Here is a 12,629-nt window from a genome sequence, read left to right as displayed (position 1 = left end):
AGTGTGGCGATGATGTCTTCGCCAGCGGGGATGTCATGTTCTTCGTTCGGGCCTGCGTGTCTGCAAAGCAGGCGCAACTGACGGGCGCTTGATGCCCATTTGAACGAGCCTCGAATATAACAGTAAAGCGATAACGCAGCAATTGGCGTCAAGTCGGTCTCGCTGCGGTAGAATGTTGGCCGGCGTCAAGTGGCGACAATTCGGTGGGGATTCGTAAAGGAGAGGGTGCGCATGGCCGAGGGCCGCGACGTACAGTGGGTGGAAATAAGCGAAGGGCAGGTCGGACAGCGTATCGACAATTTCTTGCGTACGCGGCTCAAGGGGGCGCCCAAATCCTTGATCTACCGCATCGTGCGCAAGGGTGAGATTCGCGTCAACAAGAAGCGGGTAAAGGCGGACTACCGCCTGGTGCTGGGTGATATGGTGCGCATACCGCCGTTACGTCTGGCGCCCGAAGAAGCCGTGCGCGAAGTCAGCGATGGGCTGCGCAATCTTCTGGCGGGCAGCGTGCTGGTCGAGGGCCCTGACTGGTTGGTGCTCAACAAGCCGGCCGGGCTCGCCGTGCATGGTGGCAGTGGTGTGAAGATTGGGTTGATCGAGGCGCTGCGCCAGGTGCGTGACGATCTCGATTTCCTGGAACTGGTACATCGCCTGGATCGTGATACCTCCGGCTGCCTGTTGTTGGCCAAGTCTCGCGAGGCGCTGGTGACCTTGAATCAGTCGCTCAAGGCACATCAGATGGACAAACAGTATCTGGCCTTGGTTCAGGGGCGCTGGCCGACGCGGCGCGAGTTCGTCAGCGCCCGGCTCGATCGCTTCAATGCGGGCAACGGCGAGCGACGTGTGCGTGTCGATAACCAGGGTAAGGTGTCACGCACACGTTTCGCTGTGCGCGAGGCGTTCTCGCGTGTCACGCTGATCGAGGCCGAGCCGGTGACCGGACGCACGCACCAGATTCGCGTGCATGCTGGGCATGCTGGCCATGCACTGTTGGGTGACGACAAGTACGGTACTCGCGAGGGTGCGCGTTTGGCGCGTGAGTTGAAACTCGATCGCTTGTTTTTGCATTCCCATGCCTTGACCTTTCCCGAACCCTCGAGCGGTCGCCCGGTGCATGTCAAGGCACCGTTGGGGGAAACGCTCGAAGCGGTGTTGGCGAGAGCGCGCCGTGCCAATTGATTGGCCAATGGGTCGCGAGGGCGCGGCCTCGAATAACGCCGATGAGGGGAGAGTGGTTTGCGCTATCGTTTAGTGATCTTCGATTGGGATGGCACCTTGATGGATTCCGCGGCGCGAATCGTCGCCTGCATGCAAGCAGCAGCGCACGATATCGGCTGGACACCGCTGTCGGCTGCGGAGGTGCGTGACATTATTGGGCTGGGGCTTCCAGAGGCCATCGCCAAGCTATGTCCGGGCATGGCCGCGGAGCAACGTGAGCTTTTGCGCGAGCGTTACGCGGCACACTTCGTTGCCGCTGAGCGGGAGCCGATGCGCTTCTTTGATGGGGTGGCATCCGGCATGACACGCCTACGCGGCGAGTCGAACCTGCGATTGGCAGTGGCGACCGGCAAGAGCCGCCGTGGTCTGGATCGCATTTTCACGAGCACAGGCAGTGGTGAATGGTTCCACGCTAGCCGTACGGCCGATGAAACGTTGTCCAAGCCGCACCCTCGCATGCTGGAGGAATTGCTGGCCGAGACGGACTTGGCGCCGGAGGAGGCGTTGATGGTCGGGGATACCGAATACGACATGGAAATGGCACGGGCATTGGGTATGGACCGCGTGGCGGTGACCTACGGCGTTCATGCCCGCGAGCGCCTGGCGCGTAGCGAACCTGTGTTGATGGCCGATACGTTCACGGCGCTGATGGATTGGTTGTATGTGGATCACCACGATGATGTACCCGATGCAGGACAGTGCATCGGGCGTCGGAGCGAAATCTCATGAGTGACGATAAACGCGAGGACGCTTGGACGCAGGGCCCCGCTGTCGGGCGCGCGTCGCGCGAACGCAACCAGGCCGACGAGTCTGACGAAGAGGCGATAAGCGACCCCGACCGCTTGCGTGAGCTGCGGCGCCTGCGCGAACAGCGCATGCTCGACCGCTGGATCGACGGCGTGCTCGTCGAGCAGCGGCGTTCACGGCGCTGGAAGCTATTCTTTCGTCTAGTGGTCGTGCTGCTGATTGCGTCGTCGCTAGCGATGACAGCGTATGCGTTATTCTTCACCGATCGCGACATGGCCGGTGGTGTCGGTGCACCCCATCTGGGCGTCGTCGAGGTCGACGGTGTCATCGATGCCGATGGGGAGGCCAGTGCCGAGCGCATCATCGAAGGGCTGCGTGCCGCATGGAAAGCGCCGTCGTCACGGGCGGTGGTGCTGCATATCAATAGCCCCGGTGGCAGCCCAGTGCAATCACAGCGCGTATATGATGAAGTGCGCCGTTTGACGAAAAAAGGCGACAAGCCGGTCGTGGCAGTGATCGAGGATATCGGCGCTAGCGGTGCCTATTACATAGCGTCGGCGGCGGACGATATCTATGCCGCCCCGGCGAGCCTGGTGGGCTCCATCGGCGTCATTTATTCCGGCTTCGGGATGCAGGAGGCCATCGATAAGCTGGGAATCGAGCGCCGGGTCTTTACCGCCGGCGACAACAAGGCGTTTCTCGATCCCTTCTCCCCGATGCGCGATGAGCAGCGAGATTTCTGGCAAGACGTGTTGGACACCACTCACCGTCAATTCATCGAAGACGTCAAGGACGGGCGCGGCGCACGTTTGGCCGACGATCCTAGGCTCTTTTCCGGCCTGGTCTGGACCGGGGAGCAAGCGCTCGACTTGGGGCTGATCGACGGCTTGGAGAGTCTCGATGGGTTGTCTCGGGAGCGCTTCGATGATGTGCAACTGCATGATTATACGCCGGCGCTCGATCCCTTGAGTCGCTTGTCACGTCAGTTGGGGCGTGTCGCGGCCGAGTGGGCTGGGATCTCCAGCAACGCGTCGCCCGTGCGCTATCAGGTGCAATGACGGCCAGGTGCAATACGGCGCCAAGCCGGTATCAGCCCAGTGGGTCGAGACCGGCCTCGCGCAGCATTTCACACAGGCGTATCAGCGGCAGGCCGATCAGGGTGTTGGGGTCACGACCTTCGAGGCGTTCGAAGAGAGTGATGCCCAACCCTTCCATACGAAAGCTGCCGGCACTATCCAGTGGGCGCTCCTTCTCGACGTAACGCTCGATCTGGGTGTCGCTGAGTTCGCGAAATACGACATCGTAACGTTCATGATCGACCCAATGGCGCGCGTGGGCGGTATCGATCAGGGCGATGCCGGTTAGAAAGCGAACATGTCGGCCCGAAAAGCGGCGCAGGTTGGCGCGGGCGGTGGCCATGTCGCCAGGTTTGCCGAGTATCTCACCATCGAACAGGCAGACCTGATCCGAGCCGATGATCAAGTGTTCGGGATATTCGCCGGCGAGTGCCGTGGCCTTGCCTAGTGCGAGGCGATGCACCAGAGCCTGGGGTGATTCGCGAGGGTAAGGGGTTTCATCGATATCCGGCGAGGCCCACGCATAAGGCAGTTCGAGACGGTCGAGAAGCTGGCGGCGCCAACGGGAGCCGGAAGCGAGGACAAGACGAGTCATGGCGTCTCCTGGAAAAAAGATGGCGGGTTGGCGTATCAATTCGCAGTCTGTCGCGTCCAGTCGGTTCTGTACAGTGCGCTTGTTTTGACAGCGTCGGGGCAAGTCCCTATTATTGCGCGCCTATGTTAACCACACGACTCCCCAAGCAGGTCGAGCCTTACAAGCTCGCTGCCAATCGCGAACGTCTCGAAGGGCTAGCGGCGCTTGATGCGATGCAGCGTCTTGGCGAAGAGATCGGCGCGCAGCAGGGTGACTGCGAGGTACGCCTGAGTTTCGATATCGATACGCAAGGGCGGCGCCTCATGGACGGTCATCTCCTGGCGCATGTGCAGGTGCCTTGCAGACGCTGTCTGGAGTTCATGCCGGTGACGCTGGAGAGTCGCTTTCTGTTGGGTCTTGTCACTGATGATAGCCTGGCGGGCGAGTTGCCGAGCGATTACGAACCGGTCTTGGTGGAAAACGAACAGCTGAATCTTCTGCCGGTCGTTGAGGATGAGCTCATCCTCAGCCTGCCGCAGGTGGTTTATCATGACGAGGCGGATTGCGCCGTTTCGCGCGACCAGCTGGAAAGCGGCGCTGATACCGAGGTATCGGAACAGCGTCCTGCAAGCCCTTTCGAGGTGCTGCGTAACTTGAAAGGCAAACTTTGAATCATCGTTGACACTCTGGAGTGTAACCCATGGCAGTTCAAAAAGTCCGCAAGAGCCGTTCCAAGCGTGGCATGCGTCGTAGTCACGATGCGTTGAGCGCACCGACCCTGTCTCAAGACAAGGAAACCGGTACTACGCATCGTCGTCACCACGTGGCGTCCGATGGCTTCTACCGTGGCCGCAAGGTCTTCGACGTTTAAGACGTCGTCGACGCGCACGTGACCGTGCGAATCGCTATCGATGCGATGGGCGGGGACCTGGGTCCCCGCGCCACCGTCATCGGCTCTCTCCAGGCGCTTGCCATGCACTCGAATCTTGAGATTGAGATGCACGGCCCTCGCGACGCTTTGGAGGCCGAGCTAGAGTCCCTTCCCAAACGCCTTTCCGGCTATCGCTCCCGTCTCGTCCTGCAGCACGCGCCGCGTGTCATTTCGCAGGCCATGCGGGTAGCGAATGCTATGCGTGAGGCCAATGGGTCGAGCATGCTCGGTGCCATCGCGAGTGTTCGCGACGGCCAAGCGGATGCCTGCGTCAGTGCGGGGAACACTGGAGCGCTGATGGCGTTGTCAAGGCGTGAATTGGGCACGGTCAAGGGTATTGCCCGGCCCGCCATCAGCACGGCGGTGCCAACTCAGGGCGGCGGGCAGTGTTATCTGCTCGACCTGGGTGCCAACGTCGGTGTCCAGGCTCGTCATTTGGTCGATTTTGCGCGTATGGGCGCGATCATGGCGCGGGTGATCGATGATGTGGCGACACCGCGTGTGGCGCTCTTGAATATTGGTGTTGAAGCCAATAAAGGCGTGCCCAGCGTACGCGAAGCGGATGAGTATCTGCGCCAAGGCGTGGTGTGCCATCGAGATGGTTATGGCTTCGAGTATATCGGCTACCTCGAAGGCGATGGCGTCTTCTCGGGGGCGGCAGATGTCGTGGTGTGCGACGGTTTCGTGGGCAATGCGATCCTGAAAGCCAGCGAGGGTTTGGCGACGATGTTGCTGTCGCGCCTGCAGGAGACGTTCGAGGCGCATCTGACCACGCGCGTGGTACGTGCCATGGCAAGGCCTGCGTTACTTCGTCTCAAGCGGCGGCTCGACCCGGTGCGCTATAATGGCGCGAGTCTGCTGGGGCTGTCGGGTATCATCGTCAAGAGTCATGGCGGGGCAGACGTCAAAGGCTTTGCCTATGCTATTTCACGCGCGGTGCGCGAGGTCGACATGGACTTGCCTTCGCATCTGGCACGGGAGTTGAGCGATGCGGTGCGCCCTGAGCCTTCTATCCTCTCGGTCGACCCCGATAGCGGTCGAGCGGATAGTGGGTTAGCGAGCGATGCTCAACCCGACGACTCCCATCCTCAAAGGTGACTGTCATGACACAATCCCTCGCCCTCGTCTTTCCGGGGCAGGGCTCCCAGCAGGTCGGCATGCTGAGGGAGCTGGCCGAGCGTTACAGCGTCGTGCGGACCACGTTCGACGAAGCGTCCGGTGCGTTAGGTTACGACCTCTGGAAAGTCGTGCAAGAAGGCCCCGAGAGCGCCTTGAACGCTACCGCCTGCACGCAACCTGCGCTGCTGACCTCTAGCGTCGCGATCTGGCGCGTCTGGCAAGAGCTTGAGGGCCCTCGCCCTCTGGTGATGGCGGGGCATAGTCTGGGTGAATACAGCGCCATGGTATGTGCCGGTGTCATCAGCTTTGCGGAAGGCGTGCGCCTGGTGCGTCTGCGCGGTGAGGCGATGCAGGCAGCGGTACCGGAAGGCCGTGGCGCGATGGCGGCGGTGCTGGGTCTCGATGATGCGACGGTCGAGACGGCATGTCGTGAGGCAGCGCAAGGTGAAGTGGTCGCGGCGGTCAACTATAATGCCCCGGGGCAGGTCGTGATTGCGGGCGACAAAGCCGCCGTTGAACGGGCCATTGGCTTGTGCCAGGAAGCTGGCGCCAAGCGGGCCTTGCAACTGCCGGTGTCGGTGCCCTCGCATTGCAACTTGATGCAGCCGGCTGCCGAGCGCCTCGCAGCGGAAATCGATCGACTCGATCTCAGAACGCCACGCTATACGGTGGTACAGAATGTCGATGCGCTTGCGCATGAAGATGTTCAAACGCTCAGTCAGCGTCTCGTCGAGCAGCTTTATCGACCGGTACGTTGGACGGATTGCATCAACGCCATGTATGAACGTGGCGCTCGGGTCTTTGTCGAATGTGGCCCGGGTAAGGTTCTGACCGGACTCAATAAGCGAATTCAACGCCAAGCCAAGGGGCTTGCCGTCAACGACCCCGAATCGCTCGAGAGCGCACTGGAATTGGCGCGTAGCGAAGGGGAGCAGTCTTAGTGATGAATGCGGGAAACCAGATGACAAGCGAACGCAGGATAGCCCTGGTCACCGGTGCCAGTCGTGGCATTGGACAGGCGATCGCCCGTGAGCTGGGCCGTCAAGGACGTGTGGTGATCGGTACTGCCACCAGCCAATCCGGTGCCGACAAGATCGATGCCGATCTAAAGGCGCACGATGTCGAGGGCGCTGGTCGCGTGCTCGACGTCACTGACCAGGCTAGCGTCGAGAGCCTGATCAAAGCGATTGGCGACGAGTTCGGTGCACCGACCATACTGGTCAACAATGCCGGCATTACGCGCGACAATCTGCTGATGCGCATGAAAGAAGACGAATGGGATGCGGTGCTCGACACCAATCTCAAGTCGCTTTATCGCGTCACCAAAGCGTGCGTGCGTGGCATGACCAAGGCGCGTTTCGGGCGTATCGTCAGTATCAGCTCGGTAGTCGCCAGCATGGGCAATCTGGGACAGACCAACTATGCGGCGGCCAAGGCTGGCATGGAAGGGTTTTCTCGTTCCCTGGCGCGTGAAGTCGCCTCGCGTGGCATTACCGTCAATAGTGTCGCGCCGGGTTTCATTGCCACCGACATGACGCAGGCGCTACCCGAGGCCCAGCATGAAGCGTTGTTGGGACAGATTCCGCTGTCGCGTTTGGGTGCTCCCGAGGAAATTGCCGCTGCCGTGGGCTTTCTCACCAGCGACAATGCCGGCTACATTACCGGTGAGACGCTGCAGGTCAACGGCGGCATGAATATGCGTTGACGCTCTCCAAGGCGCTGTTGCGTCGTCTGGGAGCGGTCTATAAACTAGCCGCAGCTTTTCAGAGCTAGCGGATTCGTACCACTAGGAGTAACAAGAGAATGAGCACCATCGAAGAGCGCGTGAAGAAGGTTGTGGCTGAGCGCCTGAACGTCAAGGAAGAAGACATCCAGAACACGTCTTCCTTCACCGAGGATCTCGGCGCCGACTCGCTGGACACTGTCGAGCTGGTGATGGCGCTCGAAGAAGAATTCGACACCGAGATTCCCGACGAAGAAGCCGAGAAGATCACGACCGTTCAGGAAGCGATCGATTACGTCGTCGCTCACCAGTAAGTAGAGCGGTACCGGGTCGCCCGGTTCGACATCGACTCGCGAAGGCCGCTCTGTCATCAGGGCGGCCTTCGTCGTTTGTGCATGCGTGCGGTCTCCATCCCGTCGGTGTTTCGGGTATAATGCGCGCCAAACACGGCACTGCCGTGCCAACTCGCAAGTCTGGAGGAGAGCTGATGCCTCGTAAAAGGGTCGTGGTAACCGGACTGGGTCTGGTGACCCCGGTCGGTAACAATGTCAAGGAAAGCTGGGACAACATCCTGGCGGGCAAGAGTGGCATCGCACCGATCGAACACTTCGACACCACGGGATTCAATACGCGTTTTGGCGGTTCGGTGAAGGACTTCGACATCAGTCCTTACCTGAATCCCAAAGAAGCGCGCAAGATGGATTTGTTCATTCAGTACGGGATCGCGGCGGCGGGTCAGGCCATCGCCGATGCTGGGCTGGAGGGCAATGGCGAGAACGCCGATCGTATCGGTGTGGCGATCGGTTCAGGCATAGGGGGGTTGCCGATGATCGAGCATAACCACAATGCCTTGAATCGCGGTGGACCGCGCAAAATTTCGCCGTTTTTCGTACCCGGATCGATCATCAATATGATCTCCGGCAACCTGGCGATTCAGCATGGCTTTCGTGGCCCCAACATCGCCATTACCACTGCTTGTACCACGGGGACGCACAACATTGGCTATGCGGCGCGCACCATTGCCTATGGCGATGCGGATGCCATGGTCTGCGGGGGAGCCGAAATGGCCACTACACCGCTGGGCTTGGGTGGCTTCTCGTCGGCACGTGCACTATCCACGCGTAATGACGACCCCGCCGCGGCGAGCCGCCCCTGGGACCGCGAACGGGATGGCTTCGTGCTCTCCGATGGTGCGGGGGTACTGGTGCTTGAGGAGTACGAGCATGCCAAGCAGCGTGGCGCGCCCATCTATGCCGAGCTGCTGGGCTTTGGCATGAGCGATGACGCCTACCATATGACCGCGCCCAACGGTCAGGGAGCGGAAATGGCCATGCGCAATGCCGTCAAGGACGCCGCTATCGATGCCGGCGAGTTGGATTACATCAACGCGCACGGGACCTCGACCCAGGCGGGCGATGTCGCCGAGAGCCAGGCCGTGGAGCGCGTCATGGGCGATGCGGCCAAATCCGTAGCGGTCAGCTCCACGAAGTCGATGATCGGTCATCTGCTGGGAGCCGCTGGCGCTGTCGAGGCGATTTTCAGCGTGCTGGCCATCCGCGATAACGTTGCGCCACCCACCATCAACCTCGAAGATCCCGACGAGGGATGCACGCTAGATTATGTGCCCAACGAGGCGCGCGAGATGCCGGTGACGTACAGCTTGTCGAATTCCTTCGGCTTCGGCGGCACCAATGGGTCACTGATCTTCGGCCGCGTTTAGGCGCCATGGCTGACGAGGCAGTGCCGTTCGACGATCGCGGCTTCGCTTATGGGGACGGTCTCTTTGAGACCGTCCTCGTGCGTGATGGCCATCCTTTATTGTGGGATGCGCATCTTAGGCGACTGGCACGCGGTGCCGAGCGGCTGGAAATTCCATTGCCGGATACACAGACCTTGGCGAGCCTGCCGGGGCAGGCGAGGGCTGGCTTGTTCGTGCTCAAGCTGCTCGTGACCCGTGGCAGCGGTGGGCGTGGTTACGCATCTCCCGAATCGCCCACACCGCGTCTGCGTTGGCGGTGTATGCCATTCACGCCACAGTCTGCGTATTGGCGCGATGGCGTACGAGTGCGCCTGTGCCGGCTGCGCGTGGGGCACCAGCCTTTATTGGCAGGCATCAAGCATCTCAATCGCCTCGAGAACGTCATGGCGCGTCGTGAGTGGTGCGATCCCGAGGTTGCCGAGGGGGTGTTGTGCGATCAGTACGATCAGCTCGTCGAGGCGACCAGCATGAACCTGGTGTGGCGGCGGCACGGTATTCTCGAAACCCCCGACCTGAGCGCATGTGGTGTGGAGGGTACGCTGCTGGCGGCGTTGCGCGAGCGCTTGCCGATCCACACGCGCGGAGCTGGGGTCGAGGCGTTGAGGGAAGCCGATGCGGTCTGGGTCCTCAATTCGGTTCAGGGGGTGTGGCCCCTGAGACAGTTGGACGATGCTGACGGTACCTGCCTGAAACGGTGGGAGGTACATACCGCGCATCGGCATCTGCAACAGCATGCCCACCGACTGCTGGGCTATCCCCATGACGCCTTCGATGAGGCGTGAGACAAGGTATCGACATGCGAGTGGTGAAGGTTTTCATAGGGATTGCGGTACTGGCTGGCGTGGCCATGTTGGGGGCCTATCAGTATTGGCAATCCCGCCTGGCGGCTCCGCTGGCTCTCGATGAAACGGCGATTTACGAAGTGCCGCGTGGTGCGGGGTTCTTGCGTGTCATCGGTGAACTCAAAGAGCGCGGCATTATCGACGCTACCTGGCCGTATCGCGTTCTGGCACGGCTCTCGCCCGACGAGGTTAATGGATTGCGTTCCGGCGAGTTCGAACTAGACCCCGGGATGAGCGGCAACGACATGGTGGCGCGGCTTTCCAGCGACAATGTCGTGTCTTATCAGTTTACCATTCCCGAAGGGTGGACGTTCGCGCAGATGCGTCGTGAACTGGATGCCGCTGCCAAGCTAGAACATCGTACTCGAGGCATGAGCGATGACGAGGTCATGGCGGCCTTGGGGCACGAGAGCGAATATCCTGAGGGACGTTTTTTCCCCGATACGTATCGCTACCATAAAGGGATGACGGACCTTGAGGTATTGCGTCGCGCTTACGAGCGTATGGATGCCATTCTGGAAGATGTCTGGGCACAACGGCATGACGACTTGCCCATCGACAGCGCCTACGACGCGCTCATCCTGGCATCGTTGATCGAACGCGAGACGGGCGTGCCGGAAGAACGACGCAAGATTGCCGGCGTCTTCACGCGGCGCCTCGAAAGCGGCATGCGGCTGCAGACCGATCCCACGGTAATTTACGGCATGGGAGACGACTATGATGGCAACATCACGCGTGCCGATCTGCGTCGCGAGACGCCCTATAACACCTATGTGATTGACGGACTACCGCCGACACCGATTGCCATGCCGGGTGCGGGGTCGTTGCAAGCGGCCGTGAACCCGGCTCCTGGGGATGCCTTGTATTTCGTCTCCCAAGGCGATGGCTCGCATCATTTTTCCAGTACGCTGGCCGAGCACAATGCCGCGGTACGCCGTTACATTCTCAATCGCTGAGCGGGGTAGAGCATCGCCATGACGTCAGGACGTTTCATCACCCTCGAAGGGGGTGAAGGAGTAGGAAAGTCCACCAACATGGATTTCGTGTGCGATTGGTTGAGCGCTCGCGGTATCGAAGTGCTACGTACGCGTGAGCCGGGCGGCACTCCACGAGCCGAGGCGATTCGTGCGCTGCTGCTCGACCCCACCCCGCAGGAGCCGCTCGATGACACGGCCGAATTGCTGCTGATGTTCGCGGCCCGTGCCCAGCATCTAGCGGCCAAGATCCGTCCTGCGTTGGCGCGGGGCGTGTGGGTCGTCTGCGACCGTTTTACCGATGCGACCTTCGCCTATCAGGGCGGCGGACGTGGGCTGGACGAGACCCGTATCGCGACACTCGAAGCCTTGGTGCAAGACGATTTGCAACCCGACCTGACGCTGTTACTGGATATGCCGGTCGAGGCCGCCCAGCGCCGTGTCGAACATCGTGGCACCACACGCGACCGCTTCGAGCGCGAACGGCAAAACTTCTTCACTGCCGTGCGTGACAGCTACCTTGCCCGCGCCGCCCAGGCGCCAGCGCGGTTCGCCGTGATCGATGCCGACCGAGAGCTGGATGCAGTCCAGGCGTCGATCGCCGATCACTTGGCAGCGAGAAGCGCGTTATGGTCGTGACGCCACTGCCTTGGCAGCGTGACTTGTGGCAGCGCCTGATTCGCCAACAGGACGCCGGCCGTTTGGCGCATGCGCTATTGATTTCGGGCCCGCATGGGATCGGCAAGCACGACCTTGCCGATGCTCTGGTAGCCCGCACGCTGTGTCATGCACCGGGGGACACCGCCTGTGGCGAGTGCCATGCCTGTCACATGCTGGCGTCGGGATATCATCCTGACTTGCTCGATATCACTCCGGCCGAAAAGCGCCGCCAGATACGCATCGATCCGATTCGGCAGGTCAATGCTTTCGTGTCGCAGACAGCACAACAGGGCGGTTATCGCGTGATTCGCCTATATCCCGCGGAAGCCATGAACGTGGCTGCTTCCAATGCCCTCCTCAAGAGTCTCGAAGAGCCGGGCGCGAAGACACTGTTCGTGCTTCTGGCGGACATTCCTTCGCGCATGCTGCCGACCATTCGTTCACGTTGCCAGCATTGGAGCTTGGGCGTGCCCGAATCGCACAGTGCCCTGGAATGGCTGAACGAACGTTTCGAAGACCCCGAGCAAGCGCGCTTCTGGTTGCGCGTGGCCGGCGGCTTGCCCCAGTTTGCCGTCGAATTGTCCGAGGGGCGCGGCTTGCGCCAGGAGTTGCGTGAGCTCTTCGATGCCTTGGTGCGTGGCGCGGAGCCGGTCGCCGAGGCAGCGCGTCTCGATCCTCAGTCGTTGGACCGCGTGCTGTGGTACGGTATCGTTTGGCTCGAAGACCTGATTCGTTTGGGCGTCTCCGGCGAAGCGCAACACGTGCGCAATCCGGACCTCCTGCCGCTGTATCGCCAGGCAGCCAAGAATGCGCGGGTTCGCGATTGGTTTCGTCTGCTCGACTACGCGCGCGAACAGCGCCGTTTGATCGCCGCCGGGGGCAACCCCAATGCACAATTGGTGCTGGAAGCCTGGTTGGTTCGATGGGCGTCGCTGTTGCGCTCGTGACCGTCGTCGTTGCGCTCGTGACAACGCCATGCTGGGAGGCATAAACATCATGCATGAAG

Annotated in this window: 15 protein-coding genes; 14 read left to right on the top strand and 1 reads right to left on the bottom strand. The window is 61.0% G+C overall.

What is annotated here, in order from left to right:
• The first annotated feature begins 231 nt into the window (after positions 1-231).
• From LUN51_RS08990 to sppA, 3 genes are read left to right on the top strand one after another with little or no spacing between them, the layout of a single operon-like run.
• Complete coding sequence (locus LUN51_RS08990) at positions 232-1,179, top strand: RluA family pseudouridine synthase (protein WP_277810994.1); 948 nt, start codon at positions 232-234, stop codon at positions 1,177-1,179.
• A 57-nt stretch (positions 1,180-1,236) separates the two neighbouring features.
• Positions 1,237-1,947: an HAD family hydrolase gene (locus tag LUN51_RS08985; RefSeq protein WP_277810993.1), complete on the top strand. Its 711-nt coding sequence runs from the start codon at positions 1,237-1,239 to the stop codon at positions 1,945-1,947.
• Complete coding sequence (sppA, locus tag LUN51_RS08980) at positions 1,944-3,023, top strand: signal peptide peptidase SppA (protein ID WP_277810992.1); 1,080 nt, start codon at positions 1,944-1,946, stop codon at positions 3,021-3,023. The genes LUN51_RS08985 and sppA overlap by 4 nt, the downstream gene beginning before the upstream one ends.
• Positions 3,024-3,054: 31 nt before the next feature.
• On the opposite strand, the gene LUN51_RS08975 is transcribed toward sppA, so the two are convergent.
• The gene (locus LUN51_RS08975; protein WP_277810991.1) at positions 3,055-3,636 is read right to left on the bottom strand and encodes a Maf family protein; all 582 of its coding nucleotides are present in this window, start codon (positions 3,634-3,636) and stop codon (positions 3,055-3,057) included.
• 122 nt (positions 3,637-3,758) lie between these two features.
• On the opposite strand from LUN51_RS08975, the gene LUN51_RS08970 reads away from it, so the two are divergent.
• The 11 genes from LUN51_RS08970 to LUN51_RS08920 all read left to right on the top strand — a co-directional run bounded on the left by LUN51_RS08970 (position 3,759) and on the right by LUN51_RS08920 (position 12,570).
• Positions 3,759-4,286 (top strand): YceD family protein, encoded by a 528-nt coding sequence (locus LUN51_RS08970; RefSeq protein WP_277810990.1) that lies wholly within the window; start codon positions 3,759-3,761, stop codon positions 4,284-4,286.
• A gap of 29 nt (positions 4,287-4,315) precedes the next feature.
• On the top strand, positions 4,316-4,486 hold the full coding sequence (gene rpmF, locus LUN51_RS08965; protein WP_040243667.1) for a 50S ribosomal protein L32: 171 nt from the start codon (positions 4,316-4,318) through the stop codon (positions 4,484-4,486).
• Between the two features lie 24 nt (positions 4,487-4,510).
• Complete coding sequence (gene plsX, locus LUN51_RS08960) at positions 4,511-5,644, top strand: phosphate acyltransferase PlsX (RefSeq protein ID WP_277811048.1); 1,134 nt, start codon at positions 4,511-4,513, stop codon at positions 5,642-5,644.
• A gap of 5 nt (positions 5,645-5,649) precedes the next feature.
• A complete protein-coding gene (gene fabD, locus LUN51_RS08955; protein WP_040243665.1) occupies positions 5,650-6,606 on the top strand; it encodes an ACP S-malonyltransferase in 957 nt (318 codons plus the stop codon).
• Positions 6,607-6,626: 20 nt separating this feature from the next.
• A complete protein-coding gene (gene fabG, locus LUN51_RS08950; RefSeq protein ID WP_277810989.1) occupies positions 6,627-7,370 on the top strand; it encodes a 3-oxoacyl-ACP reductase FabG in 744 nt (247 codons plus the stop codon).
• A gap of 98 nt (positions 7,371-7,468) precedes the next feature.
• The gene (gene acpP / locus LUN51_RS08945; protein ID WP_011506901.1) at positions 7,469-7,702 is read left to right on the top strand and encodes an acyl carrier protein; all 234 of its coding nucleotides are present in this window, start codon (positions 7,469-7,471) and stop codon (positions 7,700-7,702) included.
• Positions 7,703-7,875: 173 nt separating this feature from the next.
• On the top strand, positions 7,876-9,108 hold the full coding sequence (fabF, locus tag LUN51_RS08940) for a beta-ketoacyl-ACP synthase II (protein ID WP_277810988.1): 1,233 nt from the start codon (positions 7,876-7,878) through the stop codon (positions 9,106-9,108).
• 5 nt (positions 9,109-9,113) lie between these two features.
• Positions 9,114-9,929, top strand: a complete 816-nt coding sequence (gene pabC / locus LUN51_RS08935; protein ID WP_277810987.1) for an aminodeoxychorismate lyase — start codon at positions 9,114-9,116, stop codon at positions 9,927-9,929.
• Positions 9,930-9,943: 14 nt separating this feature from the next.
• Positions 9,944-10,945, top strand: a complete 1,002-nt coding sequence (gene mltG / locus LUN51_RS08930; protein WP_277810986.1) for an endolytic transglycosylase MltG — start codon at positions 9,944-9,946, stop codon at positions 10,943-10,945.
• An 18-nt stretch (positions 10,946-10,963) separates the two neighbouring features.
• Positions 10,964-11,602, top strand: coding sequence for a dTMP kinase (gene tmk, locus LUN51_RS08925; protein ID WP_277810985.1), 639 nt, complete (start codon positions 10,964-10,966; stop codon positions 11,600-11,602).
• The gene (locus LUN51_RS08920; RefSeq protein ID WP_277810984.1) at positions 11,593-12,570 is read left to right on the top strand and encodes a DNA polymerase III subunit delta'; all 978 of its coding nucleotides are present in this window, start codon (positions 11,593-11,595) and stop codon (positions 12,568-12,570) included. The genes tmk and LUN51_RS08920 overlap by 10 nt, the downstream gene beginning before the upstream one ends.
• Positions 12,571-12,629: the final 59 nt, after the last annotated feature.

The sequence above is a fragment of the Chromohalobacter canadensis genome (assembly GCF_029544075.1).
GTDB lineage: Bacteria > Pseudomonadota > Gammaproteobacteria > Pseudomonadales > Halomonadaceae > Chromohalobacter > Chromohalobacter canadensis_A.
Note: the sequence above shows the minus strand (reverse complement) of the source record. Positions and strands in the feature narration are given on the sequence as shown.

Bases quoted from the DNA above. Each gene is read 5' to 3' on its own strand.
- LUN51_RS08990 (WP_277810994.1), top strand. From the start codon at position 232: ATGGCCGAGGGCCGCGACGTACAGTGGGTGGAAATAAGCGAAGGGCAG.
- sppA (WP_277810992.1), top strand. From the start codon at position 1,944: ATGAGTGACGATAAACGCGAGGACGCTTGGACGCAGGGCCCCGCTGTC.
- LUN51_RS08975 (WP_277810991.1), bottom strand. From the start codon at position 3,636: ATGACTCGTCTTGTCCTCGCTTCCGGCTCCCGTTGGCGCCGCCAGCTT.
- LUN51_RS08970 (WP_277810990.1), top strand. From the start codon at position 3,759: ATGTTAACCACACGACTCCCCAAGCAGGTCGAGCCTTACAAGCTCGCT.
- rpmF (WP_040243667.1), top strand. From the start codon at position 4,316: ATGGCAGTTCAAAAAGTCCGCAAGAGCCGTTCCAAGCGTGGCATGCGT.
- fabD (WP_040243665.1), top strand. From the start codon at position 5,650: ATGACACAATCCCTCGCCCTCGTCTTTCCGGGGCAGGGCTCCCAGCAG.
- fabG (WP_277810989.1), top strand. From the start codon at position 6,627: ATGACAAGCGAACGCAGGATAGCCCTGGTCACCGGTGCCAGTCGTGGC.
- acpP (WP_011506901.1), top strand. From the start codon at position 7,469: ATGAGCACCATCGAAGAGCGCGTGAAGAAGGTTGTGGCTGAGCGCCTG.
- fabF (WP_277810988.1), top strand. From the start codon at position 7,876: ATGCCTCGTAAAAGGGTCGTGGTAACCGGACTGGGTCTGGTGACCCCG.
- pabC (WP_277810987.1), top strand. From the start codon at position 9,114: ATGGCTGACGAGGCAGTGCCGTTCGACGATCGCGGCTTCGCTTATGGG.
- mltG (WP_277810986.1), top strand. From the start codon at position 9,944: ATGCGAGTGGTGAAGGTTTTCATAGGGATTGCGGTACTGGCTGGCGTG.
- tmk (WP_277810985.1), top strand. From the start codon at position 10,964: ATGACGTCAGGACGTTTCATCACCCTCGAAGGGGGTGAAGGAGTAGGA.
- LUN51_RS08920 (WP_277810984.1), top strand. From the start codon at position 11,593: ATGGTCGTGACGCCACTGCCTTGGCAGCGTGACTTGTGGCAGCGCCTG.